This window comes from Pseudoalteromonas sp. SCSIO 43088, from assembly GCF_023650795.1.
GTDB classification, from domain to species: Bacteria; Pseudomonadota; Gammaproteobacteria; order Enterobacterales; family Alteromonadaceae; genus Pseudoalteromonas; species Pseudoalteromonas shioyasakiensis.
Genome location: NZ_CP072675.1, coordinates 2,107,307 through 2,132,613, shown reverse-complemented (window position 1 = coordinate 2,132,613; position 25,307 = coordinate 2,107,307). Strand labels below are relative to the sequence as shown.

At 40.3% G+C, this 25,307-nt stretch carries 27 protein-coding genes and 2 tRNA genes; 17 read left to right on the top strand and 12 right to left on the bottom strand.

Annotation, left to right across the window (positions count from 1 at the left end):
- Window positions 1–51 precede the first annotated feature (51 nt).
- The 5 genes from J8Z28_RS09920 (at window position 52) to J8Z28_RS09900 (ending at window position 4,294) form a co-directional block, all read left to right on the top strand.
- Window positions 52–1,269, top strand: coding sequence for a lipoprotein-releasing ABC transporter permease subunit (locus J8Z28_RS09920; RefSeq protein WP_054561610.1), 1,218 nt, complete (start codon window positions 52–54; stop codon window positions 1,267–1,269).
- On the top strand, window positions 1,262–1,960 hold the full coding sequence (gene lolD, locus J8Z28_RS09915; RefSeq protein WP_054561609.1) for a lipoprotein-releasing ABC transporter ATP-binding protein LolD: 699 nt from the start codon (window positions 1,262–1,264) through the stop codon (window positions 1,958–1,960). Before J8Z28_RS09920 ends, lolD begins: the two co-directional genes overlap by 8 nt.
- The gene (locus tag J8Z28_RS09910) at window positions 1,950–3,194 is read left to right on the top strand and encodes a lipoprotein-releasing ABC transporter permease subunit (protein ID WP_054561608.1); all 1,245 of its coding nucleotides are present in this window, start codon (window positions 1,950–1,952) and stop codon (window positions 3,192–3,194) included. Before lolD ends, J8Z28_RS09910 begins: the two co-directional genes overlap by 11 nt.
- 9 nt (window positions 3,195–3,203) lie before the next feature.
- Window positions 3,204–3,734: a DUF924 family protein gene (locus J8Z28_RS09905; RefSeq protein WP_054561607.1), complete on the top strand. Its 531-nt coding sequence runs from the start codon at window positions 3,204–3,206 to the stop codon at window positions 3,732–3,734.
- 113 nt (window positions 3,735–3,847) lie between these two features.
- Complete coding sequence (locus J8Z28_RS09900; RefSeq protein WP_054561606.1) at window positions 3,848–4,294, top strand: DUF4826 family protein; 447 nt, start codon at window positions 3,848–3,850, stop codon at window positions 4,292–4,294.
- Window positions 4,295–4,348: 54 nt separating this feature from the next.
- Here the strand turns inward: J8Z28_RS09900 and J8Z28_RS09895 are convergent, their stop codons facing one another.
- The 12 genes from J8Z28_RS09895 to J8Z28_RS09840 all read right to left on the bottom strand — a co-directional run bounded on the left by J8Z28_RS09895 (window position 4,349) and on the right by J8Z28_RS09840 (window position 12,420).
- Window positions 4,349–4,807, bottom strand: coding sequence for a GNAT family N-acetyltransferase (locus tag J8Z28_RS09895; RefSeq protein WP_054561605.1), 459 nt, complete (start codon window positions 4,805–4,807; stop codon window positions 4,349–4,351).
- Between the two features lie 12 nt (window positions 4,808–4,819).
- A complete protein-coding gene (locus J8Z28_RS09890; protein WP_250659338.1) occupies window positions 4,820–5,965 on the bottom strand; it encodes a cupin domain-containing protein in 1,146 nt (381 codons plus the stop codon).
- Window positions 5,966–6,038: 73 nt separating this feature from the next.
- Window positions 6,039–7,409, bottom strand: coding sequence for an adenylosuccinate lyase (purB, locus tag J8Z28_RS09885; protein WP_054561603.1), 1,371 nt, complete (start codon window positions 7,407–7,409; stop codon window positions 6,039–6,041).
- Between the two features lie 33 nt (window positions 7,410–7,442).
- The gene (gene hflD / locus J8Z28_RS09880) at window positions 7,443–8,045 is read right to left on the bottom strand and encodes a high frequency lysogenization protein HflD (protein WP_250659337.1); all 603 of its coding nucleotides are present in this window, start codon (window positions 8,043–8,045) and stop codon (window positions 7,443–7,445) included.
- Window positions 8,045–9,145 (bottom strand): tRNA 2-thiouridine(34) synthase MnmA, encoded by a 1,101-nt coding sequence (gene mnmA, locus J8Z28_RS09875; RefSeq protein WP_058585134.1) that lies wholly within the window; start codon window positions 9,143–9,145, stop codon window positions 8,045–8,047. The genes hflD and mnmA overlap by 1 nt, the downstream gene beginning before the upstream one ends.
- Before the next feature lie 177 nt (window positions 9,146–9,322).
- Entirely contained in the window at window positions 9,323–9,757 is a 435-nt protein-coding gene (locus J8Z28_RS09870) for an NUDIX hydrolase (RefSeq protein WP_250659336.1), read from the bottom strand.
- The gene (locus J8Z28_RS09865; protein WP_054561600.1) at window positions 9,750–10,397 is read right to left on the bottom strand and encodes an rRNA large subunit pseudouridine synthase E; all 648 of its coding nucleotides are present in this window, start codon (window positions 10,395–10,397) and stop codon (window positions 9,750–9,752) included. Before J8Z28_RS09865 ends, J8Z28_RS09870 begins: the two co-directional genes overlap by 8 nt.
- The gene (locus tag J8Z28_RS09860; protein WP_054561599.1) at window positions 10,397–10,726 is read right to left on the bottom strand and encodes a TusE/DsrC/DsvC family sulfur relay protein; all 330 of its coding nucleotides are present in this window, start codon (window positions 10,724–10,726) and stop codon (window positions 10,397–10,399) included. The genes J8Z28_RS09865 and J8Z28_RS09860 overlap by 1 nt, the downstream gene beginning before the upstream one ends.
- A 3-nt stretch (window positions 10,727–10,729) precedes the next feature.
- Window positions 10,730–10,996, bottom strand: a complete 267-nt coding sequence (locus J8Z28_RS09855; protein ID WP_058585116.1) for a DsrH/TusB family sulfur metabolism protein — start codon at window positions 10,994–10,996, stop codon at window positions 10,730–10,732.
- Complete coding sequence (gene tusC, locus J8Z28_RS09850; protein ID WP_058585115.1) at window positions 10,993–11,349, bottom strand: sulfurtransferase complex subunit TusC; 357 nt, start codon at window positions 11,347–11,349, stop codon at window positions 10,993–10,995. Before tusC ends, J8Z28_RS09855 begins: the two co-directional genes overlap by 4 nt.
- Complete coding sequence (gene tusD, locus J8Z28_RS09845) at window positions 11,346–11,699, bottom strand: sulfurtransferase complex subunit TusD (RefSeq protein WP_054551401.1); 354 nt, start codon at window positions 11,697–11,699, stop codon at window positions 11,346–11,348. The genes tusC and tusD overlap by 4 nt, the downstream gene beginning before the upstream one ends.
- Window positions 11,700–11,754: 55 nt before the next feature.
- Window positions 11,755–12,420, bottom strand: coding sequence for a Bax inhibitor-1/YccA family protein (locus J8Z28_RS09840; RefSeq protein WP_062564480.1), 666 nt, complete (start codon window positions 12,418–12,420; stop codon window positions 11,755–11,757).
- Between the two features lie 259 nt (window positions 12,421–12,679).
- Between J8Z28_RS09840 and J8Z28_RS09835 the strand changes: the two genes are divergently transcribed.
- The 12 genes from J8Z28_RS09835 (at window position 12,680) to J8Z28_RS09780 (ending at window position 25,306) form a co-directional block, all read left to right on the top strand.
- Window positions 12,680–12,770 (top strand) — tRNA-Ser (locus J8Z28_RS09835).
- 41 nt (window positions 12,771–12,811) lie between these two features.
- Window positions 12,812–12,902, top strand: a tRNA-Ser gene (locus J8Z28_RS09830).
- Window positions 12,903–13,054: 152 nt separating this feature from the next.
- Entirely contained in the window at window positions 13,055–13,450 is a 396-nt protein-coding gene (locus tag J8Z28_RS09825; protein ID WP_054561595.1) for a hypothetical protein, read from the top strand.
- Between the two features lie 125 nt (window positions 13,451–13,575).
- The gene (msrC, locus tag J8Z28_RS09820; protein WP_054561594.1) at window positions 13,576–14,037 is read left to right on the top strand and encodes a free L-methionine (R)-S-oxide reductase MsrC; all 462 of its coding nucleotides are present in this window, start codon (window positions 13,576–13,578) and stop codon (window positions 14,035–14,037) included.
- Window positions 14,034–14,312 carry a hypothetical protein gene (locus J8Z28_RS09815; RefSeq protein WP_054561593.1) on the top strand — a complete coding sequence of 93 codons (279 nt, stop codon included), beginning with the start codon at window positions 14,034–14,036 and terminating at the stop codon, window positions 14,310–14,312. Before msrC ends, J8Z28_RS09815 begins: the two co-directional genes overlap by 4 nt.
- A 14-nt stretch (window positions 14,313–14,326) precedes the next feature.
- Complete coding sequence (gene proQ / locus J8Z28_RS09810; protein WP_055022158.1) at window positions 14,327–14,977, top strand: RNA chaperone ProQ; 651 nt, start codon at window positions 14,327–14,329, stop codon at window positions 14,975–14,977.
- A gap of 27 nt (window positions 14,978–15,004) precedes the next feature.
- On the top strand, window positions 15,005–17,029 hold the full coding sequence (gene prc / locus J8Z28_RS09805; RefSeq protein WP_062564479.1) for a carboxy terminal-processing peptidase: 2,025 nt from the start codon (window positions 15,005–15,007) through the stop codon (window positions 17,027–17,029).
- Window positions 17,030–17,207: 178 nt separating this feature from the next.
- Window positions 17,208–18,689, top strand: a complete 1,482-nt coding sequence (nhaC, locus tag J8Z28_RS09800) for a Na+/H+ antiporter NhaC (RefSeq protein ID WP_054561590.1) — start codon at window positions 17,208–17,210, stop codon at window positions 18,687–18,689.
- Between the two features lie 41 nt (window positions 18,690–18,730).
- A complete protein-coding gene (gene pepN / locus J8Z28_RS09795) occupies window positions 18,731–21,325 on the top strand; it encodes an aminopeptidase N (RefSeq protein WP_250659335.1) in 2,595 nt (864 codons plus the stop codon).
- Window positions 21,325–21,546 (top strand): DUF2835 domain-containing protein, encoded by a 222-nt coding sequence (locus J8Z28_RS09790; protein WP_082401568.1) that lies wholly within the window; start codon window positions 21,325–21,327, stop codon window positions 21,544–21,546. Before pepN ends, J8Z28_RS09790 begins: the two co-directional genes overlap by 1 nt.
- Window positions 21,547–21,844: 298 nt before the next feature.
- Window positions 21,845–23,929 carry a DUF1302 domain-containing protein gene (locus J8Z28_RS09785; RefSeq protein WP_250659334.1) on the top strand — a complete coding sequence of 695 codons (2,085 nt, stop codon included), beginning with the start codon at window positions 21,845–21,847 and terminating at the stop codon, window positions 23,927–23,929.
- A gap of 12 nt (window positions 23,930–23,941) precedes the next feature.
- On the top strand, window positions 23,942–25,306 hold the full coding sequence (locus J8Z28_RS09780; protein ID WP_250660387.1) for a DUF1329 domain-containing protein: 1,365 nt from the start codon (window positions 23,942–23,944) through the stop codon (window positions 25,304–25,306).
- Window position 25,307: the final 1 nt, after the last annotated feature.

The following is a 25,307-nucleotide window of genomic DNA, read 5'->3' as shown; positions in this document are numbered from 1 at the left end:
TCTATGCTAATATGAGCGCATATTTAGCCCTTGGAATACCCATAATTTATTATGTTTCAACCTGTTAGCCTTTTTATAGGGCTGAGATATAGTCGCTCCTCAAAGGGCAATGCCTTTATCTCATTTATTTCATTTTTCTCTATCGCGGGCATTGCTATTGGTTTAATGGCCTTGTTTACAGTCAGTTCAGTAATGAATGGTTTTGAGAATAACCTTAAAACCAACATGCTTGGTTTAATTCCTCATATTGAAGTATCAGCCGAAGATAACTCGAAAGAAACCATGCTGCAGTTAAAGCAGCAACTAGCAAATTCTCAAGATGTTAAACAAGTTAACCTATACCGCCATGGCGAAGCCATTTTACAAACTAACCAAGATTTGCATGGCGTATTGTTACAAGGCCTTTATGATGAAGGAAGCTCCATCTATAACGTAAAAGATAAAATTGTTGCCGGCAATTGGTCACAAGTAATGGACAGCAACTACCATATTGCGATTAGCCGCTACTTGAGTCGAAAATTGGGTATTTCTCTTGGGGATAAAGTACGGGTTATCATGCCTAATGCCAGTTCGTATACCCCCCTTGGTCGAGTACCGAGTCAGCGCTTGTTTACCGTTGCTGCACTTTATGAAACACAGTCAGAAATTGATATGTCATTAGCATTTACCAGTGGCTATTCGTTAGGCAGAGTTTTAAAACTAGCAAAATCAGCAGCCCCTAATTTGAGTGTATCGCTGTATGAACCATTTGCTGTTGAGCAAGTATTGCAATCGCAGTTAGCTATTTTAAACGATTACACAGTGACTGACTGGCGAGCTAGCCAAGGCACACTATTTGCCGCTGTGGCAATGGAAAAGCGCATTATGTCGATGTTACTTGGCTTAATCGTGCTCGTTGCAGTGTTTAATATCATTTCAGCATTAACCATGATGGTCAGTGAGAAGCAAAGTGAAGTCGCTATTTTACAAACACTGGGTTTAACTCCGTTACAAGTGCAGCACGTGTTTATGATCCAAGGCTTATATAACGGCCTTATCGGTACCAGTATTGGTGCGTTACTTGGTGTGCTATTAAGTAGCAACATTAATGAATTGTTGAATATGTTAGGCATCAATTTACTAGCGGGCGTGAGTTTACCCGTTAAATTTGATGTTATAAGTTTGAGTTTTATTGCCGCAGGGAGTATTGCGATGAGCTTTTTAGCTACCTTGTATCCTGCCAGAAAAGCTGCAAAAGTGAATCCAGCAGAGGTATTACGTTATGAGTGATTTAGTTATCAATTGTCAGCAGTTAAATAAAGTCTATCAAGATGGCGATAACGAGGTTGCGGTATTAAAAGGGGTTGATTTAGCACTCAATCAAGGCGAAATGTTAGCTGTTGTAGGGAGCTCTGGCTCAGGAAAAAGTACCTTATTGCATATATTAGGTACCTTAGATAACGAAAGCTCAGGCAAGGTTGAAATTAAAGGTCAGCAGGTTTCTAAATTAAACCGTAAACAACAAGCCAGTTTCCGAAATGAAAATTTGGGCTTTATTTATCAATTCCATCATCTATTAATGGAATTTACTGCCATCGAAAATGTTGCAATGCCATTATTAATTAAAGGCTTAAGCGCAAAAGCGGCAACCGAAAAAGCCCGTAACATGCTAGATAAAGTAGGGTTATCTCATCGTAGCGAACATAAACCTTCGGCGTTATCAGGTGGTGAGAGGCAGCGGGTTGCAATAGCACGTGCATTAGTAACCGAGCCTGCTTTGGTGCTTGCCGATGAACCAACCGGTAACCTAGATAAACAAAACGCAATTAAGATTTACGATTTAATTAAAGAATTAAATACTAGCTTAAAAACCAGTTTTGTTGTGGTAACCCATGATTTAGAACTTGCAGATAAACTAGGCAAAATTGCCTATTTAGATGATGGTAAGCTCGCAATTAAAGAGTCTCAGCATGTTGCTTAGTGCCTTTATTTCAAAACGCTTTCGTGCCCATAGTGGCCAAAAAGACGGACAAAACGGTTTTGTTAGTTTTATCGCTAAAGCATCGACAATCGGCATTCTTTTAGGTGTCGCTGTGCTAATTGTTGCTTTATCAGTTATTAATGGTTTTGAGCAGCAGCTAGTACATCGGCTTTTATCGGTCGTACCTCAGGTTGAATATGTTGCGCCTAACAAACCAATCAATAATTGGCAGTCAAAAGTTGCACTACTGCGCTCTCAAGCCGGTGTAACAGGTGCTGCGCCGTTTATTAGTGTCAACGGCATGGCGCAATATAAAAGTGAGTTAAAAGCAGTTGAAGTGCGTGGTGTAAGCCCTGAATTTGAAAACCAAGTGTCGGCGTTAAATCAATTTACAGAAGGGCGCTTAGTTAGCCAGCTACAACAAGAAGATGTGCTTTTAGGCCAACAAATCGTTAACCGATTGGGCCTTAAAATTGGCGACCCAGTTACCTTATTAATCCCACAGATAAACCAGCAAAGTAACACTTTATTGGCGCCAAAGCGTGTTAGCTTGAATCTTGCGGGTATTATAAAAATGGGCGGCCCAATTGATGAAACAGCGGCTTTTATTCGCCTTGATAAAGCGCAAAGTGTGTTGAGTTTTGAGCAAAACCAAGTAACCGGTTTACGATTACAAGTAGCTGATGTGTTCGCGGCCCATCAAACGGCGATGCGTGTGGGGCAAGTTATTCCTGATTATGTCTATGTCTCAAGTTGGTTTAGAACCCAGGGTAGCTTATATCAAGATATTCAAATGGTTCGCACCATTGTGTATATCGTGGTGTTTTTAATAATTGCGGTAGCGAGTTTTAATATTGTTTCGTCTTTAGTGATGGAAGTACGTGAAAAACAGGCAAATATCGCAATTTTAAAAACCATGGGCGCACAAGATAGCACCATTTTAGCAACCTTCGTAATGCAAGGTTTTACACAAGCTTTAATTGGTGTGATCTTAGGCACAGTTATCGGTGTAATGCTTGCGTTAAACATCAGTGAACTGTTCACTTGGGCAAGTAACTTATTTGGCGATAACCCATTACAAGGGGTTTATTTTATTGAGTTTTTACCCAGTAAACTAGTTTGGCAAGATATTGTTATCACGGTAATTGTTACTTTTGTTCTCGCTATTTTGGCTACCTTATATCCTGCGTGGCAAGCAACCCGAGTTGACCCTGCAAAAGTTCTTGGTAATTAAGGAGTGTTTATGGATAAGCAACGCATTATCGATTTTTGGTTTAATGAATTAGGACCAGAAGTTTGGTATCAGCAATCAGACGAAGTTGATGCCTTAATTACACGTGAGTTTTCAGAATGCCTTTTGCAGGTTATCGCTGGCGAACATGCAGATTGGCGAGTTGATGCTCAAGGCTCTTTAGCTGAAATTATCGTGTTAGATCAGTTTTCACGCAATATTTACCGTAATACAGCAAAGGCGTTCAGCCAAGACCCACAAGCATTAAGTCTAGCGCAAAGAGCCATTGAATTAGGTTTTGATAAAAAGTTACCTAGCTCTCAAACTGCGTTTATTTATATGCCGTATATGCACAGTGAGTCGAAAGTCATTCATCAGCAAGCTGAGCAATTGTTTAAAGGCATGAGTAATTATGAATTTGAACTAAAGCACAAAGTGATTATTGATAGGTTTGGTCGCTACCCACATCGCAATAAAATTTTAGGTCGAGAATCAACAGCTGAAGAGCTGCAATTCTTAACAGAGCCTAACTCTTCTTTCTGAGTTGACTGAATAGTACGCAAGTAAATTAAAATACTCTTTGATTGCCCGTAAACACTTGCACAGCGCCATTTTAAACCTTAAAGTGTCAGAAATGTTGTAAAAGAGTAACCACCATGGAACAAAAACAAGCAAGACCATTAACACCAGAAGAACAAGCCGAAGCGCAAAAACAAAGTGTTATTTGGCAAAGAGAATGTTTCCAAAATGCACAAAAGCATTTAGCTGAAAAAGGCGTTATTCCGCAAACTGTTGTAGAAAAAGAAAGCCGTTTTATTGCCCCATTAGTAGCGATTTGGAAATTTAAAGCACAAAACGGTAAGAGCTATTGGGTGATCACCGGTCGTTTACCTACCGATCACGCTGAAGCAAGTGCAGCAAATAATGCACGTGAAGTGTTACGTTATTTCTCAATGCAGTGGCAAATGAAGGCTGATCAGCTAATGCAATCTGGTGCGGTAGATAAAACCAAAGTTGATTTTGCTAACCTGTTAATCAACCGTGCTCATGGTTTATATGAGCTATTTGAAAAAGAAGAAATGTGGCAAAACGAGCCTGCATAACTTCTAATAAAAAAGCTGAATAATGTTATTCAGCTTTTTTATTTAACATATACCTTAATGCACCAAAGTGAATGGCCGCGTATCAAATTGCTTAATAGGGCAGAGCATTCGCTGCCTTGGAATACCAGCCTCCATAAATACTAAGCCATCAGCCGAAAAGCCATTTCGTTTAAATCTATCTACTTCGTTCAATATGCAATTAATGCTGACGCAATCACAACCTTGCTTTTCAGCCATGCCTACTAAGTAATTCAATAATGATTTGTAAACCGAACGGTTACGATGTTCAGGTAAAACAGCAATTCGCCCAATGAGACCATCATTACATAAACGCCCAGTAGCAACTGGGCATTTACACTCGTCGGTCACGAGTACGTGATGTGCTGTTTTATCTAAATGATCAAACTCAATGTCTTTAGGAATATGTAGTTCGCATACAAATACTCGCTCTCTGATCTGTTGTAAGAGTTCCTTGTCGATACTCCATTCAACTTCATCTATTTGATAGCTCATAAACACACGCTCCTAACAAAACCAAATACCCTCATTTAAAAGTGTAGTAAAGGTTTTCAAGAAAATGTGATTATTTTTTGAACTATTTATGTCAACAGAGGTCAAGCAGGTTTGATCTGTGAGCTTTGTTATTAATTCAAGGTCAGTTAAATCATGCATATAATTAACACCATTAATACTTAAAAGTATTTTATCGTCAATTACTTGATAAATGGCACGGGTACCACCTAAACGCTCAAAAACAATGTCCTCATCATTAAGTAAGTCATTTACGTCATCTAGTGTATATGGCTCCTCTAAAGGCGCTAAATCCATGTCATGTTTTGGCTGACTCATACTGTTACCAAGCCAAGTCTTGAATACTGCGTCATCATTAATCGCAGCAATCATAAGTTGCTTTACTTTTTCTGCTTCAGTTTGGTTAAGTTCACCTTTAGATGAACGCAACTTAAGCTCTGCATCACCATATCGTTGATTACCAAGCTCAGTATCGATGAGGTGATCGGCAAATTGTGATAATAAATCGCGTTGATTTGGCGCTCTAAAACCTACAGAGTAATTAAGTGCATTTTCAACTGCGTAACCTTCATGTGGGCAACCTGGTGGAATATAGAGAATATCTCCCGGCTCTAACACACAGTCGATCACTGCAGGAAATTGCTCAACTTGTAACAGGCTCTTATTTTGTGCAAATTGCTTTAAGTTCGCATCAGGTAAACCAACTCGCCAGTGGCGCTTTCCTTCACCTTGAATAATAAACACGTCGTATTGATCTAAATGCGGACCCACGCCACCTCCCGGGGTAGAGTAGCTGATCATTAAATCATCGATACGCCAGTTTGGAATAAAGCGAAATGGCTCCAGTAGTTGTGCTGCATCGCTATGCCAATGGTCAACTGCTTGCACCAGTAATGTTGAGTGCTTTTCAGTTAGCAAGTTAAAGTCTTCAAAAGGACCATGGTATGCTTGCCAATCATCTGAGTGATTGGTCACAATACGTGATTCAATGCTTTCTTCCATGGCAAGACCGGCCAATTCTTCGGGTTCAATCGGATCTGAAAAATCCTTGAAGCCTTGCTTTATAAGTAATGGTTTTTTCTGCCAATACTCAGCTAAAAATTGCTCTTGGGTTAATGAATTGATGGTTAATTGATACATAACATGACCTAAGCGAATTGATATAAAAAAAGCGAAAGGAAGGCCTTTCGCTTTTTTAAGTCTTAATTTGAATTTAAGCTAAGTTGTCGATGAACTCAACAGCGCGGCCAATGTAATTAGCCGGAGTTAATTTTTTCATTTCTACTTTTGCTTCTTCAGGTAACTCAAGACCATCGATGAAATCAGCCATGATTTCTTGGTTTACGCGCTTACCACGAGTAAGGTCTTTAAGTTTTTCATATGGCTTTTCGATACCATATTTACGCATAACCGTTTGGATTGGTTCCGCTAGTAATTCCCAGTTTTGGTCTAGTTCTGCTAATAAACGCTCTTCGTTTACTTCAAGCTTGCTAACACCTTTTAAAGTCGCTTGGTAAGCGATAAGAGTGTAGCCCATACCAACACCTAGGTTACGTAACACTGTTGAGTCAGTTAAGTCACGTTGCCAGCGAGAAACAGGTAGTTTTTGCGCAAGGTGAGTAAAGATAGCGTTTGCAATACCTAAGTTACCTTCAGAGTTTTCAAAATCAATCGGGTTTACTTTGTGCGGCATAGTTGATGAACCAATCTCACCTGCGATTGTTTTTTGTTTGAAGTGGTTAAGTGCAATGTAGCCCCAAACGTCACGGTCAAAATCAAGTAATACAGTGTTGAAACGTGCAACTGCATCGAATAACTCAGCAATGTAATCGTGTGGCTCGATTTGTGTTGTGAACGGGTTGAATGTTAAACCTAGGCTCGTTACGAACTGCTCAGCGTGGCTGTGCCAATCGTAATCTGGGTATGCACTTAGGTGAGCGTTGTAGTTACCTACAGCACCGTTAATTTTACCTAACATTTCTACGTTAGCAATTTGGTCACGTTGACGCTTTAAGCGCATGTAGACGTTTGCAAATTCTTTACCCATTGTAGAAGGAGTAGCTGGTTGACCGTGGGTACGTGTCATCATTGCAACTGACTTGTACTCAACTGCTTTTTCTTTTAATGCATTTAGAAGTTGGTCACAGTATGGAAGTAATACTTTGTCACGCGCTTCGGTAAGCATTAAACCGTGAGACAGGTTATTGATGTCTTCTGAAGTACATGCAAAGTGAATGAATTCGTTAACTGCGTTAAGCTCTGCGTTATCAGCTACTTTTTCTTTAAGTAGATATTCAACTGCTTTTACGTCATGGTTAGTTGTGCGCTCGATCTCTTTAACGCGTGCTGCATCAGCTTCGCTAAAGTTATCAACAATGGCATTAAGTAAAGCATTAGCCTCGTCGCTAAATGCCGGTACTTCTTTGATTGCGCTAGCTGCAGATAAAGCTTGTAACCAACGAACTTCAACAGTTACACGGTATTTGATTAAACCAAATTCGCTGAAAATACTGCGTAGTTCCGTGGTCTTGCTGCCATAGCGACCATCTACCGGAGAGATAGCGGTTAACGCTGAAAGCTCCATAATGACTCCTAAATTGTCTAGTTTGAACGATAATTAAATTGATTGTTTAGCAATGGCGAGGATTTTTCTTTTTGCAAAGAAAAAGTGACGGCGTTTACCGCCCATTTGTCGCCATAACACGGCACTACGAATTCCGGCCAATAATAGGGCACGAATTTTGTTTTGCGTGAGCTGCTGTTTTAATAACTCTGGCTTGCCATACACTTGAATACGATGCCCAAGGGGGCTTAGCACCGATGAGTAAATATCAGCAAGCGCTGCTACTACAGTATCATCTGTGATAGCAAAATGGTCGAGGCGACGTTTAACATCATCAATGCGACGACCTAATTCATTTAAGCTGTTTTGTTTTGAACTTAATGCACGTTCTAATTGCATTAAACCACCCACATATTTTACGATTTCGACGTCTTTGTCTGCGCCGGCAGAAAGCTGTGCAATCAAAATGCGATAGCCTTCAGGTAAATTATGTTTACCCTGGTACACGTCTTCAGGGCTATTTGGTGATGTTTCGACAATACAGTTTAGTAATTTTTCTAATTCGTGATCACTGCCTTGGCCATATTGCGCAACTTTTTGTACTTGTTTAGCAACTTGACACATGGCAGCTAAAGCCATGACTTGGTGCTCTGTCATTATTTGATCACCGAATCAATAATACCACCACCTAAACATACTTCGTCAGCGTAGAATACGGCTGATTGGCCCGGTGTCACTGCTTTTTGTGGCTCATCAAATAATACGCGTGCCATACCATCTTCACCAACAAGTAAAGTACAGCTGATATCTTCTTGGCGATAACGAGTTTTAACAGTACAGCGTGTGGTCCCTTTAGGGCCTTCGCGGTCAACCCAGTGAAGCTGGTTTGCATTTAAACCATTGCTGTACAGGCGAGGGTGGTCTTTACCTTGACCAACTACTAATACGTTACGATCAACGTCTTTATCAACTACATACCAAGGTTCACCCGAACCTTCTTTCATGCCGCCAATTAATAGACCTTTACGTTGACCAAGTGTGTGGTACATCAAGCCTTCGTGCTCACCCACTTCATTGCCATCGGTATCTTCAATTTTACCTGGCTGTGCTGGTAAGAATTTTTGTAAGAAGTCTTTAAATTTACGCTCACCAATAAAACAGATACCGGTACTGTCTTTTTTATCGTGAGTGATTAAGTCTTGCTCTTCAGCGATGCGGCGTACTTCAGGCTTAGCAATATCGCCAACAGGGAAAAGTGTTTGCGCAATATGCTCATGGCTTAGAGTGTATAAGAAATAGCTTTGATCTTTGTTGTCATCAAGGCCACGACACATTACAAACTTATCACCGCGCTTTTCACGGCGAACATAGTGGCCAGTAGCGATGTAATCAGCACCCAGTGCTTGTGCTGCAAATTCTAAAAATGCTTTGAATTTGATTTCTTTATTACACATGATGTCTGGGTTTGGTGTACGACCTGCTTTGTACTCTGCTAAAAAGTATTCAAACACGTTGTCCCAGTATTCGGCTGCAAAATTTACAGTGTGAAGCTCAATACCTAGCTTATCGCACACAGCTTGTGCGTCTTGTAGGTCTTCAGCTGCAGCGCAATATTCATCATTATCGTCTTCTTCCCAGTTTTTCATGAACAGGCCTTCAACTTGATAGCCTTGTTGCTTTAATAAATACGCTGATACAGAAGAATCAACACCGCCGGACATACCCACGATGACTTTAATGTGACTATTTTCGCTCATAATATTCGCTGTCATTTTTTAACTGCTATGGAAAGGCCGATATTATATACCCAAACCACCTCAAGATGCGAGTTTCAGTTGGAATTAAAAGCGATTTAGGCAAGGCATTGATTGCAAGTAATAGTGGTTTGGGCATAGCAAACTTTTAGACACCCAAACCAGCCAAAATCACTGCGGTTATTGGTAAATCAAACTAAGTGGGTAGGCTTTACCAGCTAAATGATCTTCAATGCATTTTAAAACCAAAGGGCTTCTTAGCGGCAGGTTTTTAATTTGTTCAAGGCTAAACCAATCTGCGCTAAGAATGTCATCATCTTGGGGAGATGGTTCAAATAGCTCTGGGCTATTAAAAGCAAAGCTAAAACGCATATAGTGAACGCCATTTGCGGCATGCAAATTATAAATGCCAACAAGGTGATTGGCATTAAGGCTAATGCCCGTTTCTTCAATAAGTTCGCGATGAGCTGCTTCTGCTAAGGTTTCATGGGCTTCTAAATGACCCGCAGGTTGGTTATAGCAAATATCACCTGTGTGTTTATCGCGCTCTTTAACAAGTAAAAATTTGTTTTGGCATATGACGATGGCGGCCACTGTGACATTGGGTTTATGCATCAGGGTTGTTCACTACTTTAAACTGGCCATTCTCTAATCCATCAAGGGTATAGTTACCAATGCTGTAACGAATTAATCGCAAAGTAGGGAAGCCAACATGCGCTGTCATACGGCGAACTTGGCGATTACGGCCCTCAGTGATAGAGATTTCTAACCAACTGGTTGGAATGTTTTTACGCTCGCGAACGGGCGGAGTACGAGGCCAAATTGACGGCTCGTCAATACGCCTAACTTTGGCAGGCTTGGTCATGCCATCTTTGAGCTCTACGCCTTTGTTAAGCGAAAAGATTGCCTCATCAGTAACATCACCTTCTACTTGCACCCAATAAGTTTTAGCTGTTTTTTTATTGGGTTCAGTGAGTGTGTGTTGTAATTTACCGCAGTTGGTAAGGAGCAACAGTCCTTCGCTATCTCTGTCTAGGCGTCCTGCTGCATACACGTCTTTAATAGTAATAAAGTCGGCAAGCGTTTTGCGGTTTTGATCATCGGTAAATTGGCAAAGCACATCAAATGGTTTGTTAAATAGCACCACTTTGCGCTGCTCAGGGCTAATTGTTTTTTTAACTTGGCGTTTTTGAGTAGGCCTTGAATAAGTTCGACCGCTGCTGCGGCGTGGTTTGCTATTGGCTTTATTAACCATTAAATACACCTAGCCGGTTTAGGTAAACCTGCAATTTTAGTCGCTTGCTTTGCTGGGCCTTTAGGGAATAGCTTATACAAATACATGCTATTACCTTTTTCTTCACCTAGCTTTTGGGCCATTGCTTTGACCAGCATGCGTATTGCAGGGCTGGTGTTGTACTCTACGTAAAAATCACGCACAAAATGCACAACTTCCCAGTGTTGCTCACTTAAGGTAATGTTTTCTTGCTCAGCAATAATGGGTGCAAGCTCTTCACACCAATCGTTTGAATCAAGTAAATACCCTTGTTTGTCTGTTTCTATCTGTTTGTTATTAAATTCAAGCATGTTTTACCAAGTAATCGTGTTTTTTGCGTTTAAAGTCATTTCTACAAACTGCGCGTAGTTTATTGCGATATCGCCTTGATTAAATGAAATATCACGGGCTGCAGCATCTTCTTCAAGTAAATGAATTGCTGAAGAGAACTGCTTAAACTGCATGTTGTTATAACAAGCGTCACTAACAAGTAGTACTGTATCTTCTGAAGAAATTAAATTTGCCAACATATTATTGCAATAGTGAGCTAAGGGTTTTGAAAAAATATGCAAGGTACTCATAAGGTCACCACCTGATGCTGTTGGCTAATTAAGTCTCGCTGTTGCTCAAAGTTAGCTACTTTAACATCGATAATCAGACTATCTTCTGAAAGGTTAAAATCCATCAACGACTTTTCACATACATATATGTTTTCAACATCGTATAACTCAAGGGTTTTAATGGTTTTAAAATAGTTTTTTATGCCAAGTTGCTCTGGTTGTTGATTTTTTTTCAAAGCTAAAACAGCCTCACCACTTAGAAGCCAACTAATGTTTTGTTCAATAGCAGCAAAAATTAGTGTAGTGTCGAGTGATTCACGAATATGTTGATCATCAAATGGGCTATGTTGGCTTATTACTAAAATGTTTTTCATTTAAATTGCACCCATTTATCCGCTTCACTGACAAGCATCGCAAATTCTGCAAGCCCAGCGACGGTAAACACGCCTGTGTTATCGATATCTAAGCCACGCTTTTCAGCAGCAGTGACACATAGCAGTAGAGGGATCTCTTGCTCACTTAACGACTGCCATAAACGATTAATTGGAAGCTCGTCGCTGGCAAGTTCTAAATGGTTACTTGCGTGGTAAACACCAGCTTGATAAAGAAAAATAGCTGCAATTGAGTGACCAGAGTCAAGACAGGCCTGTGCAAATTTAATTAGCCGTTGAGTTGTGTCGTGATCGGTCGGCGCGGTATGAAGAGAAAGTACAAATTGTGCCAAAACGCATCCAATAAAAAAGCCCCTAGAAAGGGGCTATTTTAGCAGAACTATTTAATTAGTCATCACTTGCACCAAGTAGGTGAAGAAGAGACGTAAATAAATTATACACGTTCAGATATAAAGCAACTGTTGCGCGGATGTAATTAGTCTCGCCGCCATTAATGATACGGCTAGTGTCAAATAAGATTAAACCAGACATAATTAGCACAACTGCAGCATTAATAACCATAAAGGTAATTGAGCTGCCAATAAATAAGTTAACTAGGCTTGCAATAATAACCACGATTAAACCCACAGTTAAAAAGCCACCCATAAATGAGAAGTCTTTTTTAGTGGTAAGCGCATAAGCCGACAAACCAAAGAAGATTAACGCAGTAGAGCCTAACGCTTGCATAATAAGCATAGGACCATTTGGCATTGCAGCGTAGTAGTTAAGCATTGGACCAAGTCCTGCGCCCATTAAACCTGTGAAAACAAATACCCAAGCAACACCTGAAGCACTGTCTGCCTTTTTGTTAACAACAAAAAGCACACCGAATGCAATCAAACTAAATACTAACCCCATAAAATAAGGTAGATTCATTGCCATTGATATACCTGCTGTCACTGCGCTAAATGCCAGTGTCATCGCCAGTAAGAAATAGGTATTCTTTAAAACTTTATTGGTTTCAATAGTCGACATTACTGGTCTTGCAGTATTGTACGATTGATTAAACGCCATTGTTAGAGCTCCTTTAAATGAACTTATACGTTCGTTAGTTCCAATTATTAAACTGAACTAAGCCTATCAAGAGTTATATATTTGGGCAAACTATTGTGGATCAATAGACAAGATAAATAATAGAAAAGTTCAATGTTGCGCACAATCTAAACGCTGCTGTACTAATGCTGAGCAAATTAATTGTTTTTTAATCACTTAAACAGTTTTTTGAAAAAAAAGCTTCACAAGCACGGCCGCTTTATCTATTATGCAGGCCGTCGGAGAGATGGCAGAGTGGTCGAATGCACCGGTCTTGAAAACCGGCAGGGGTTTGTAGCCCCTCTAGGGTTCAAATCCCTATCTCTCCACCATTATTTTTACTACTGGCGTAAGCGGGTAGGTTTTCGCATTCGGAGAGATGGCAGAGTGGTCGAATGCACCGGTCTTGAAAACCGGCAGGGGTTTGTAGCCCCTCTAGGGTTCAAATCCCTATCTCTCCACCATCATTGAAGCCGCTGAATTTATTCAGCGGCTTTTTTGTTTCTTGTGCTTTTCATTTGTTCTGCAAATTACGACTATTGTCGATATTTCGCATTTTAACTAGTTAGTCCATGCTTAATACTTCTCGTATTATCTTTGTGACATTAGGGAATTTATGAAACATCGTTTAGCAAAGAGTGTAGGACTTTCTTTATTATCGCCTGTGATCATCGGTTGTATCTTAGGCCTTTATTATGCGTTTACACTTGAAGGAAATGGTTTAAACATTTTCTTTAACTTATTCGTTAGCGCAATCGCCAATGCCCACATTGTAGGCCTAACTATGGCTGCGTTTGTGGTGCCGGGTTATTTACTTATGTATAAGTATGCAAAGGTTAATTATTCAGGTGTTCTGACACTTGGCTTACTAGGTGGCGCTATATTCAGCTACTTACTTAGCGCTACAACAGGTATGGCTTTTATAGTCAATGCTGTGATGTCTGCTCTGGCAGCTGGACTGTTTTTATTTGGTTTAAGACAGGGCCTTACAACACAATCTTCTCATCAATAGCAGAATATTTAATCAAGCTGACTGAAATTGAGGGCAAAATGTTTTTTTTTGCCCTCAAAAGGTTTCATTTGTCGTCTACAAAGAGTACCTTTAGCTACTGTATGTTTAATAAGAAGTAGTTTGGTATGCAAAAGCAAGATTTTTACCAGTCATTAGTTAAACAAACTGAGTCGCTAATCACTGGTGAATCAAATGTTATTGCCAACATGGCAAATATTAGTGCGCTGTTATTTACCTCTTTAGAGGATATCAATTGGGCGGGCTTTTATTTAATGGATTCACCTGAAGAATTAGTGCTAGGGCCGTTTCAAGGTAATCCTGCATGTATCCGTATTCCAGTAGGTAAAGGGGTATGTGGAACTGCCGCGCAAACACAACAAACACAACTCATTGAAGACGTGCATGCATTTGCTGGTCATATTGCCTGTGATGCTGCATCTAACTCAGAAGTAGTTGTGCCGATTTTCAAAGACGGTAAAGTATTTGCTGTACTTGATATCGACAGCCCAAGCATTGCGCGATTCGATGCTGATGATCAAGCTGGTTTAGAAGCATTGGTAAAATGCTTTGAGGCAAATCTAAAATGAAAGATCTGCTAAATGTGCAAGATTACCTCTTTGCAATCCAAGATGTTGGTGATTGGGAAGGGGAAGAAGAAGTTGTTGCCGAAAGGCTCAACGACTTGATTCATATGGCATGGGAACGTCTACCGGATGACCTTGACTGTGAATCAATTGATGAAATTATAAATGGTATTTGGGAACACCTTCGTGGTGATTTAGCGCTTATTGAAGCGGACTTCGAAGAGTTGACCGACTGGGTAACACACTATGTCGATTCATCACTTGATGAAAAGATGTAATAAAAGGTTCTAACATGGAAACCACAAACAAGCTAAAAGATATTAATGAAGTACTGGATTTCTTATACCAAGAATTTCCAAAATGTTTTAAACAAAAAGACGGTATTCAACCGCTTAAAGTAGGTATTTTTAAAGATATCGCTGAGCGTATTGAAGGTTCTGAGAAAGTAAGTAAAACTCAGGTTCGTCAAGCACTAAGAAAGTACACCTCAAACTGGCGCTATTTAGAAGCTGTGACTAAGTCTGAGTTCCGTATCGATCTTGATGGTAATCAAGACGAAAAAGTAGAACAAGAGCACATTGAGCACGCACAAAAAGCGTTAGAAGAAAGCCGCGCTAAAATGGCGAAGCGTAAGAAGCCACAACGTCCACGCAAAGACGGTGACACAAAATCTTACAAAAAGAATAGTGGCCACCACGCTAAATCTGGTGAAAAAGGCGCTAAAGTAAATAATAAGCCTGCTAAAGCTGCTCCTGCAAAACGTTCAGGAAAAGTTGAACCTTTACCTGCCTCAGAGGTCAAGGTTAATAGCAAAGTTAAAGTTAAACTTGGCCAAGCACTTGTAAACGCGGTTATTACTGAAGTGAATAAAGACGAAGTTCACGTTGAGTTAGTAACAGGGATGCAAGTTAAGACCAAAGCAGACAGCCTGTATATCATTTAATAGCTGTAAAAAATAAAGGAGTTGTGTATGAGTAAAAAGTTTACGCTCATTCCGTTAGTCGCTGCCCTGTTTTCAGGTTCATTATTGGCATCTTCAGACAATCTGACTGAAAAAGACCTGCCAGTACTCAAGCAAGAAAGCCAACATAGTACGGCAAGCAAACGGGTGACAAACTTATTTACTCGTGCACACTACAAACCAATTAAATTTAACGATGAATTATCTGAGAAGGTTTTTGATCGTTACATTGAATCTCTCGACTACAATAAAAATGTGTTTTTAGCCTCTGACATTGCCTCGTTTGAGCAATATAAAGACCAATTTGATAATGCATTGTCGACAGGTAAATTGGGATTTGCCTTTGATATTTTTAACTTAAGTTTAAAACGTCGTTTTGAACGCTATGACTATTCTCTATCGTTACTTGAAAACGAAATGAAGTTCGATAAAGAAGATGAGTATCTGTTTGACCGCGAAGACGCTAATTGGGCAACAAGCCAAGCTGAGCTTGATGAACTTTGGCGTCAGCGCGTTAAATACGATGCTTTACGATTAAAAATGACTGGTAAAGATTGGCAAGGCATTAAAGAAGTCTTGACCAAACGTTACCACAATGCGCAAAAGCGTTTAGTACAAACGAACAGTGAAGATGCTTTCCAAATCGTGATGAACTCATTCGCACGAAGCATTGAAGCGCATACCTCTTATTTATCACCTCGTCGCGCTGAGCAATTCAAGATGGACATGGATCTTGAATTAGAAGGTATTGGTGCGGTACTCAGTTATGACGAAGATTACACGGTAATCCGTAGCTTAGTACCTGGCGGCCCGGCTGATAAGTCTGAACAAATTAAAGCAGATGACCGTATCATTGGTGTTGCCCAAGAAGGTGAAGACTTTGTTGATGTGATTGGCTGGCGTTTAGATGACGTAGTTGATTTAATCAAAGGCCCTAAAGGCACAAAAGTTCGCCTGCAATACTTAAAAGGTGCAGATGCTCACGGGACACCAAAAGTGGTTGAAATCACGCGTGATAAAATTCGCTTAGAAGACCGCGCTGCAAAATCTGAAGTATTTGAAGCAAAATATTCAGACTTAACCAGCAAAATTGGTGTGATTGAAATCCCTGGTTTCTATAATAATTTATCGCAAGACGTTAAAGTTGAAATTGCAAAATTAAAAGAAGCCAAAGTAGACGGTATCATCATCGATTTACGTCAAAACGGCGGCGGTTCACTTTACGAAGCGACGCAGCTTTCTGGCTTATTTATCGATCAAGGTCCTGTAGTACAAATTCATACGCTAAATAATCGTATTGAAGAGCAAAAAGACCGTGACGGCGTCACTTTTTATGATGGCCCATTGACTGTGTTAGTTGATCGCTACAGTGCATCTGCCTCAGAGATTTTTGCAGCAGCGATGCAAGATTACGGCCGTGCTATTGTGATTGGTGAGCAAACCTTTGGTAAGGGTACTGTACAGCAGCACAAACCACTTGGCCGTGCTTATGACTTATACGACCATCCATTAGGTAGCGTGCAGTATACCATTGCAAAATTCTACCGAATTAATGGCGGAAGCACACAGCACAAAGGCGTGATTCCAGATGTGTCATTCCCATCGGCAATTGAGCCATCAGAGTGGGGCGAGAGTCAACAAGACAACGCGCTACCTTGGGATAGCATCATACGTGCTAAGTACAACTCTGTTGATAACCTAAAACCAGCGATTGCTTACGTTAATAAGCTTCATGATGCGCGTATTGCAGATGAGCCTGAATTTGGTTATGTGTTTGCTGACATTGAGCGCTATCAAGAAGAGAAAGACCGTAAGACTATCTCATTGGTTGAAGCGACCCGTCTAAAAGAGAAAGACGAAGGTGAAGAACGCGCGTTAGAACGTGCTAATGAACGACTTGTTCGCCTTGGTGAAAAGCCAGTAGAGAAGCTTGACGATTTACCTGATAGCCTTGACGAGCTAGACCCTTTCTTAGAAGAAGCGGCATTAATCACCCAAGATTATATAAAATATGGTCGTATCGCTAAGAAATAATTAGCAATTAATTAGCAATATCGATTAATAAAAAGGCGCTTAAGCGCCTTTTTTGCTACCTAAAACAGGTTAGATTGGTATAATCACAAAATCTGGCTGCATAAGGCCACTGAAGTTTTGCGTCAAAGCTTACAATAATAATTAAACACGCCACATAAGACGTGTAGGAGACTATCTTTTGAATTCAATTGAAGAGAAGCCAATTAAACAGGCCAGTTTTTTAGATGCCTTAATCCCAATTACTGTGCTCGTGTGCCTACTAGGCGCTGCTGTTTATTTATTCGGTGATAACTCATCATCGGGTCCTAACCAAATCGCTTTATTATTCGCTACATTTACCGCGGCATTAATTGGCTTAAAAAATGGTTACACCTGGAAGAAACTAGAACAAGCCATGATTGAGGGGATCACCTTATCCCTTGGAGCAATCATTATACTGTTAATGGTGGGTGCCTTAATCGGTACTTGGCTGTTATCAGGAACTGTACCCACTCTAATTTACTATGGCTTACAAATTATCAATCCTAGCTGGTTCTATGCCGCTAGCTGTTTGATTTGTGGCATTGTGGCTATGAGTATTGGTAGCTCTTGGACTACAGCTGCGACTATCGGTGTGGCGTTATTAGGTGTTGCAACTGGTCTTGGGTTAGAGCAAGTCGTCACGGCAGGTGCGGTCATTTCTGGTGCCTACTTTGGTGATAAATTAAGCCCGCTTTCTGAAACAACAAACTTAGCACCAGCAGTGGCAGGGGCAGATTTATTTGAGCATATCCATCATATGCTTTGGACTACAGTGCCAAGCTTCATTATTGCGTTAATTATTTTTATCTTTATGGGCTTTAATGCCGGTGGTTCTGCTGAAGCTGGCCGTATTGATGAAATCGTTAATTTATTAGAGCAAAACTTTAATATTGGTTTTGAAATGCTAGTACCACTGGTGGTGTTATTGTTTTTAGCAATTCGTAAAATGCCAGCTTTCCCTGCTATTTCGATTGGTGCGGTGCTAGGTGCGATTTGGGCTATGTTATTTCAATCAGATTTAATAAATAGCCAAATTGATGCATCACAAGGCCAAGCAATTGGTTACTTCAAATTAGTTTGGACAACGTTCTTTGATGGTTTCAGCATTGACACTGGCGATGAAAAAATGGATTCACTATTAAGCGGTGGTGGTATGGCTGGCATGCTAACAACCACTTGGCTGATTATGACGGCCTTGATGTTTGGCGCTATCATGGAAAAAACCGGCTTACTTGATATGTTCGTTAAGAGCATCTTAAAGATTGCTAAAAGCACAGGTTCTCTTATCACTGCAACGATTGCAACGTGTATTGGTACCAATGCGGTTGCAGCTGACCAATATATCGCGATTGTTGTTCCTGGTCGTATGTTTAAAGACGAATATGAAAAACGCGGTTTAAAGCCTGTAAATTTATCTCGCACATTAGAAGATGGTGGCACAATTACTAGCCCACTTATTCCTTGGAATACCTGTGGTGCCTATATGCAAAGTGTTTTACTAATCAATCCATTTGACTATGCAATGTACGCGTTCTTTAATTTAATTAATCCATTCTTAGCGGTTGTTTATGCCTATTTTGGTATTAAAATTTTACGTATTACCCCAAAACATCTTAAACAAGAAGCTAACGCCGAATAAACTATTTAGGCCCTGCTAAGCAGGGCCATTTGGAGTCAGTAATGTCTGCTACGAGTAAACCTCAAGCTCAATATTTAAAAGATTACCAAGCCCCACAATTCTCAATCCAACACATCGATTTACGCTTCGAATTAGCCCCTTTAAAAACATCAGTGCAGTCAACAATGACAATCAATCGTACCGATGAAAGCAATGCAGATCTTGCGCTAGATGGTGTTGATTTAACGCTAATATCATTGATGGTTGATGACAAAACGTATGATGATTACACGCTTGAAGATGAAAAGCTGATCATTCATAACTTACCTGAAAGCTTTATTCTGAAAATTGAAAACCATATTGACCCGCAAACGAATACCTCGTTAGAAGGTTTGTACTTGTCGGGTGGTGCTTACTGTACGCAATGTGAGGCAGAAGGTTTTAGAAAGATTACTTATTACCTTGACCGCCCAGACGTGCTTGCTAGCTTTGATGTAACCATTATTGCCGACAAAAAGTACACTCACTTGCTGTCTAATGGTAACCAAATTGAATCAGGTAACTTAGATGACGGTCGTCATTTTGTAAAATGGCAAGACCCATTTAAAAAGCCTAGCTACTTATTTGCATTAGTCGCCGGTGATTTTGACGTATTACGTGACCATTACACGACGCAGTCTGGACGAAAAGTTGAATTAGCCTTGTTTGTTGATAAAGGTAATTTATCAAAAACGCCTCATGCCATGGCTTCTTTAAAGAAATCAATGCAATGGGATGAAGAGCGCTTTAACCTTGAATACGATTTAGATATTTACATGATTGTTGCCGTTGATTTCTTCAACATGGGCGCAATGGAAAATAAAGGCCTGAATATCTTTAACTCTAAATGTGTTCTTGCTAATCAAGAAACAGCTACAGACAAAGATTACCATACGATTGAATCAATTGTAGGTCATGAGTACTTCCATAACTGGACCGGCAACCGTGTGACTTGCCGTGACTGGTTCCAGTTGTCTTTAAAAGAAGGCTTAACGGTTTTCCGTGACCAAGAGTTTAGTAGCGACTTAGGCTCACGTGCGCTTAATAGAATTGATGCGGTTAAAGTAATGCGTACTCACCAGTTTAGTGAAGATGCAGGCCCTATGGCTCACCCAATTCGCCCTGAAAAAGTCATTGAAATGAATAACTTTTATACAGTGACTGTGTATGATAAAGGGGCTGAAGTTATTCGCATGATGCACACCTTACTTGGAGAAGAAAAGTTCCAACAAGGTATGGCATTGTATTTCGAGCGCCATGACGGACAAGCAGTTACTTGTGATGATTTTGTCGCTGCCATGAGTGATGCGTCTGGCATTGATTTAACGCAATTTAAGCGCTGGTATAGTCAAGCGGGTACACCTAAGCTCAATGTAGAGCAAGCGTATGATGAACAAAACCAAACTTTCACATTAAGCATTGAGCAGTTTGCACCTGATAATCAGCCTAACAATGCCTTACTGCATATTCCTTTTGCTATTGAACTTTTAGATAGTGAAGGGCAGTCGCTACCACTTGTGATTGATAAACAGCCACAAGATTCGGTATTGAATGTCACAGAAAAAACACAGCAGTTTGTTTTTGAGGGCATTAAACAGCGCCCAGTCGCAGTACTACTAGAAGATTTCTCTGCGCCATGCATCGTTAATCAAAATACATCTGCAGCGGATCTGTTACATATTATGCGTTTTGCTCGCAGTGACTTTTCACGTTGGGATGCTCAGCAGCGCTTATTTACTAATGAAATGAAAGCGGCGATTGCCAGTGGTGAAGCTTGCTTATCGGATGATATCTTGTCGGCATTAAAGCTACTAGTTGATAATCGTGAAGGTGACCTTGCGCTGATTGCGGAGCTGTTAAAACTGCCTAGCTACGATACTCTTGCAGCTGAATATGCTGTCATCCCTGTTGATGACATTATTGCTGTTCAAAATGCTTTTGAATCGCAAATTGCCAACTTCCTAACAGAATCATTGGTTAATTGTTATAACGCGCTTGAAGATGATGGTTCAACATCTGCTACAGCCGTTGCAGTGCGTGCTCTTAAGCAACTTTGTTTACACTATTTAGCGAAAACAAATCACAGCGACGTTAATGGCCTTATCGAAGAGTCTGCCCACAGTAATAATATGACTAATGCACTTGCTGCATTAAGTGCTGTTGTAAAATCAAATCACTTACTATGTGATACGCTTTTAACAGAGTTTGATGCTAAATGGCGTCATGATGTGCTCGTTATGGATAAATGGTTTGCACTGCAAGCGATGAAAGATTCAGCAACGAGTATCAGCGATATTAAAGCGCTCTATGATCACCCAAGTTTTGACTTTGGTAATCCTAACCGTGTTCGTGCTTTGGTTGGTAGCTTTAGCCACTTTAATATCACTCAATTCCATCGAGCCGATGGTGAAGGGTATCAGCTATTAGGTGACTTATTAGTGAAGCTTAACGATATTAATCCGCAAAATGCATCACGCATGCTAACGCCATTTATGTCATGGAAACGCTATGATGAAAATCGTTCTGCTGCAATGAAAGCACAACTTCAACGTTTAGCTGATTTAGAAGGCCTCAGTGATGATCTGTTTGAAAAAGTAGAGAAAGCACTCGAAAGTTAATGACAGAGTACTATTTTGCCTTGTATCTGAGTTACTCAGAGTGTCTTGATTACTATCATGGTAAATATAAATCTGTGCAAGTTACAGAGGATGGTGGCAAGACAGTTCGCTTTGACGCTCACCATTTGCGTCCTTTTATTTCTTCACTAGGAATAAGAGGGCGCTTTAGGTTGACATTAACGGCTGAAAATCAGTTTTTAAAACTCGAGAAAATTAGTTAAAAAAGCAGCATTAGCTGCTTTTTTTGTAATATTTGTCGTCCAAAATGCTAAATTTCACTGTCCCCAATTCGCTAAATTTATTATATTTTTGTTAATTCGATTTGTTCTATTGTTAATTTACGTGTATAAAATATCTGGTATGACGTCTTACCAATACGTAAACGTCACATTTTTAAATAAATATTAACCGATTGAACGCGTTCTATATTGTAATTTTACTGTTTCGCTTCTATCGTTAGAAAGATACTAAAAACAACAATTTGATCACAAAACAACCCGTTACAGGGGGATGAACACAATGATAAAACGATCGCTTTTTGTTAAAAACAAAATAGCTTTGGGACTCGCGGCGGCTACACTCGGACTCTCAAGCACATCTTTGCATGCGGCAAACTTTGAGTTAGGTGACTTCGATATACGTTTTGACTCTAACTTCTCTTATGGCCAAAGCATTCGTGTTGAAGACCGAGATTTTCAACATATAGGTAAGAGTAATAATCCTTCATTTGACTGGACGGGTTATCATTCTGCTTTAAATCCAATTTATTCTTCTGCTGATGTATGGAACCAACCAGGTGCATACTCAAATAATGGTGATGCAGGTAACCTCAATTTTGATAGTGGTGATTCATTCTCAAAATTATTAAAAGGTAACCATGAGTTATCAATCAGCAAAGATAATTTTGGTTTCTTCACTCGCTTTATGTACTTTTACGACTTTGCCTTGATGGATGGTGATTACGCTTATAGCAACCCAACATCAGGTAACAAAGTAGACCCATGTGACGATGACGACACAAAAGAACAAGTGTGTTCTGATTTACGTTTACTAGACGCTTATGTATGGGCAAACTTTGATTTAAATGAAGGCCGTAACCCGCTGTCTATTCGTTTAGGCCAACAAGTTGTGAACTGGGGTGAGAGTACCTTGATTTCTCATGGTATTAACGTTAACCCAGTTGATATCGATCGTTTAAAAGCGCCAGGTGCAGAGTTAAAAGAAGCTTTCATACCTGTTGGTATGCTTTGGGCATCACTAGGCATCACAGATAATTTAACGCTAGAAGGTTTCTACCAATATCAATGGCATGAAACACGTCTTCCAGCGGCTGGTACATACTTCTCGACGAACGATTTCGCGTCAGAAAATGGTTATCAGCAAAATATTCAATTGGGCTTCACGTCTAACCCGGATATTGATTTAGCATTCTTAACTGAAAGCTTAAATAATTTAGATGACATTGTTCGCTCGCAAGGTGTTGATCCTACATCAGCACAAGGCCAAGCAATGATGGCGCAAATGTACTTAGCTTACCCAACCAAAGTGGCGTTAAAAGGCAAAGGTGGTGCAGGTAAAAACGAGCCAGACGATGGTGGCCAGTATGGTTTACGTTTAGGTATGTACTTACCTGAATTAAACGACACTGAAGTGGCGTTATACCACATTAACTATCATAGCCGTCGTCCGGTAATTTCTGGTCAGGTATCAAACTTCACTGATGCGGCAATCGCTGCTGATATCGGTATGTTATTAACAACAGATATCACAGAAGATAATGTAACTAATCTTCAAGCATTCACTAAAGGCCAGTTAGAATACCCTGAAGATATTAAACTGTACGGTCTTAGCTTCAACACATCTGTAGGCGAAACGGCACTTGCTGGTGAATTTGCATTCCGCCAAGATGAGCCTCTGCAAATTGATGACGTAGAGCTGTTATATGCGGGTATGCCTGAGCAATTAGCAGTTGCAGGTATTCGTCCTGACTTTGCTGGTATTTCACAAATGAGCCCAGGCGATGCTACAAGCGTTGTAGGCCCTGGTGAAGTAGCACAAGGTTTTATCCTACGTAACACTGCACAATTACAATTTACAGCAACACACCTATTTGGCCCTTCACTTGGAGCTGATAGCTGGGCGGTAGTTGGTGAAATTGGTGGTGTACGCATTAACGATATGCCAGATTACGATGAGCTTCGTTTAAATGTTGCTGGTACTGGTCGAAGCGGTATTATGCAAGGCCCATTAAGTGATGATTATTCAACACTGCACTTAGGTCTTTCTAATGGTCCTGAAACGAACCCGTTCCCAACGGCTTCTGCGTGGGGTTATCGTTTAATTGCGAAAGGTGATTATTATAACTTCTTCAGTGGTGTTAACTTCTCACCACGTTTTGTGTTCTCGCACGATGTGAATGGTATTACACCTGATCCAATGTTCTTATTTGTTGAAGACCGTAAATCGCTCGGTGTTACCATGAACTTCAACTATCAAAATGCGTGGTCGTTCGACTTTAGCTACAACTCATTCTGGGGTGGTGGCGCAACGAATACTTTCTCTGACCGCGATTATGTATCTTTCAATATTAAATATTCAATCTAAGGGTAAATTATGATTATTAGAAAACCTACCCTCATTGCTGCAGCATTTTGTGGCGTTTTCGCAAGCTCAAGTGTACTTGCAAAAATTACCGCTGATGAAGCGGCACGTTTAGGTAAAGATTTAACACCTATTGGCGCAGAAAAAGCTGCGAATAAAGACGGTTCTATCCCAGCTTGGGATGGTGGTATCACAAAACCACCTGCTGGTTATAAACCGGGAATGCATCATCCTGATCCGTTTGCTGATGATAAAATCTTATTTACGATTGATAAATCGAATGTAGCCGAGTACAAAGATTTCTTAAGCCCAGGTCAAATTGAATTATTCAATACCTATCCTGATACGTTTAAGATGAACATCTATCCAACTCGTCGTAGCGCGTCTTATCCTCAGTTTGTATATGATGCAACTAAAAAGTATGCAACGACAGCTGAGTTAGTAGAGGGCGGTAACGGTATTAAAAATACCGCTGTGGGTGTTCCGTTCCCAATCCCTAAAGATGGCTTAGAAGCTATTTGGAACCACTTATTACGTTTCCGTGGTTTATCAATTGAGCGTTCTGGTGGCCAAGCTGCACCGACAGCATCTGGTTCATATAATTATGTAGGTTTTGATGAGCAACTGTTAGTTGAGTATTCATCACCTGAAGCAACGCCTGAAAAGCTACAAGAATCTAATATCTTGTTTAAGTTTAAGCAAAAAGTAACTGAGCCAGCGCGTCTTGCTGGTACTGCGTTACTAGTTCATGAAACAATGGACCAAATCTTAACGCCACGCCAAGCATGGACATACAACTCAGGTCAGCGTCGTGTTCGTCGTGCACCTAATGTTGCCTATGATGCACCGGGAACAGCTGCTGATAGCTTACGTACAACTGATGACTTTGATATGTTCAACGGTTCTCCAAATCGTTACAACTGGACATTAAAAGGTAAGCAAGAGCTTTATATTCCTTATAACAGCTATAAGCTCCACAGTGACAAACTAAGCTACGATGATATTCTGCAAGCAGGTCATATCAATCCTGAACATGTTCGTTATGAAAAACACCGTGTTTGGGTTGTTGAAGCGAACCTGAAAGAGGGCACGCGTCATATCTATAAAAAACGTGTTTTCTATATTGATGAAGATAGCTGGCAAGTTCATGTAACGGATATCTATGATAACCGTGATCAAATGTATCGTGTAGCGATGGCGCATGGTCTTAACTACTATGAAGTACCAACTCATTGGAGTACGTTAGAAGTTTACCATGACCTTAACTCTCGTCGTTATTTAGCAATTGGTTTAGACAACCAAGAAAAAATGTATGATTTCTCACAATCATTCAACGATAACGAGTTTACTTCAAGCGCATTACGCCGCGAAGGTCGTTAAT

Coding starts and splice junctions, on each gene's coding strand:
- lolD (WP_054561609.1), top strand. CDS start 1,262: ATGAGTGATTTAGTTATCAATTGTCAGCAGTTAAATAAAGTCTATCAA.
- tusC (WP_058585115.1), bottom strand. CDS start 11,349: ATGAAAAACATTTTAGTAATAAGCCAACATAGCCCATTTGATGATCAA.
- J8Z28_RS09785 (WP_250659334.1), top strand. CDS start 21,845: ATGATAAAACGATCGCTTTTTGTTAAAAACAAAATAGCTTTGGGACTC.
- proQ (WP_055022158.1), top strand. CDS start 14,327: ATGGAAACCACAAACAAGCTAAAAGATATTAATGAAGTACTGGATTTC.
- J8Z28_RS09815 (WP_054561593.1), top strand. CDS start 14,034: ATGAAAGATCTGCTAAATGTGCAAGATTACCTCTTTGCAATCCAAGAT.
- prc (WP_062564479.1), top strand. CDS start 15,005: ATGAGTAAAAAGTTTACGCTCATTCCGTTAGTCGCTGCCCTGTTTTCA.
- J8Z28_RS09855 (WP_058585116.1), bottom strand. CDS start 10,996: ATGAGTACCTTGCATATTTTTTCAAAACCCTTAGCTCACTATTGCAAT.
- hflD (WP_250659337.1), bottom strand. CDS start 8,045: ATGACAGAGCACCAAGTCATGGCTTTAGCTGCCATGTGTCAAGTTGCT.
- J8Z28_RS09920 (WP_054561610.1), top strand. CDS start 52: ATGTTTCAACCTGTTAGCCTTTTTATAGGGCTGAGATATAGTCGCTCC.
- pepN (WP_250659335.1), top strand. CDS start 18,731: ATGTCTGCTACGAGTAAACCTCAAGCTCAATATTTAAAAGATTACCAA.
- J8Z28_RS09895 (WP_054561605.1), bottom strand. CDS start 4,807: ATGAGCTATCAAATAGATGAAGTTGAATGGAGTATCGACAAGGAACTC.
- msrC (WP_054561594.1), top strand. CDS start 13,576: ATGCAAAAGCAAGATTTTTACCAGTCATTAGTTAAACAAACTGAGTCG.
- J8Z28_RS09825 (WP_054561595.1), top strand. CDS start 13,055: ATGAAACATCGTTTAGCAAAGAGTGTAGGACTTTCTTTATTATCGCCT.
- J8Z28_RS09900 (WP_054561606.1), top strand. CDS start 3,848: ATGGAACAAAAACAAGCAAGACCATTAACACCAGAAGAACAAGCCGAA.
- J8Z28_RS09870 (WP_250659336.1), bottom strand. CDS start 9,757: ATGCATAAACCCAATGTCACAGTGGCCGCCATCGTCATATGCCAAAAC.
- purB (WP_054561603.1), bottom strand. CDS start 7,409: ATGGAGCTTTCAGCGTTAACCGCTATCTCTCCGGTAGATGGTCGCTAT.
- J8Z28_RS09865 (WP_054561600.1), bottom strand. CDS start 10,397: ATGGTTAATAAAGCCAATAGCAAACCACGCCGCAGCAGCGGTCGAACT.
- J8Z28_RS09890 (WP_250659338.1), bottom strand. CDS start 5,965: ATGTATCAATTAACCATCAATTCATTAACCCAAGAGCAATTTTTAGCT.
- J8Z28_RS09910 (WP_054561608.1), top strand. CDS start 1,950: ATGTTGCTTAGTGCCTTTATTTCAAAACGCTTTCGTGCCCATAGTGGC.
- mnmA (WP_058585134.1), bottom strand. CDS start 9,145: ATGAGCGAAAATAGTCACATTAAAGTCATCGTGGGTATGTCCGGCGGT.
- J8Z28_RS09860 (WP_054561599.1), bottom strand. CDS start 10,726: ATGCTTGAATTTAATAACAAACAGATAGAAACAGACAAACAAGGGTAT.
- J8Z28_RS09905 (WP_054561607.1), top strand. CDS start 3,204: ATGGATAAGCAACGCATTATCGATTTTTGGTTTAATGAATTAGGACCA.
- J8Z28_RS09790 (WP_082401568.1), top strand. CDS start 21,325: ATGACAGAGTACTATTTTGCCTTGTATCTGAGTTACTCAGAGTGTCTT.
- J8Z28_RS09840 (WP_062564480.1), bottom strand. CDS start 12,420: ATGGCGTTTAATCAATCGTACAATACTGCAAGACCAGTAATGTCGACT.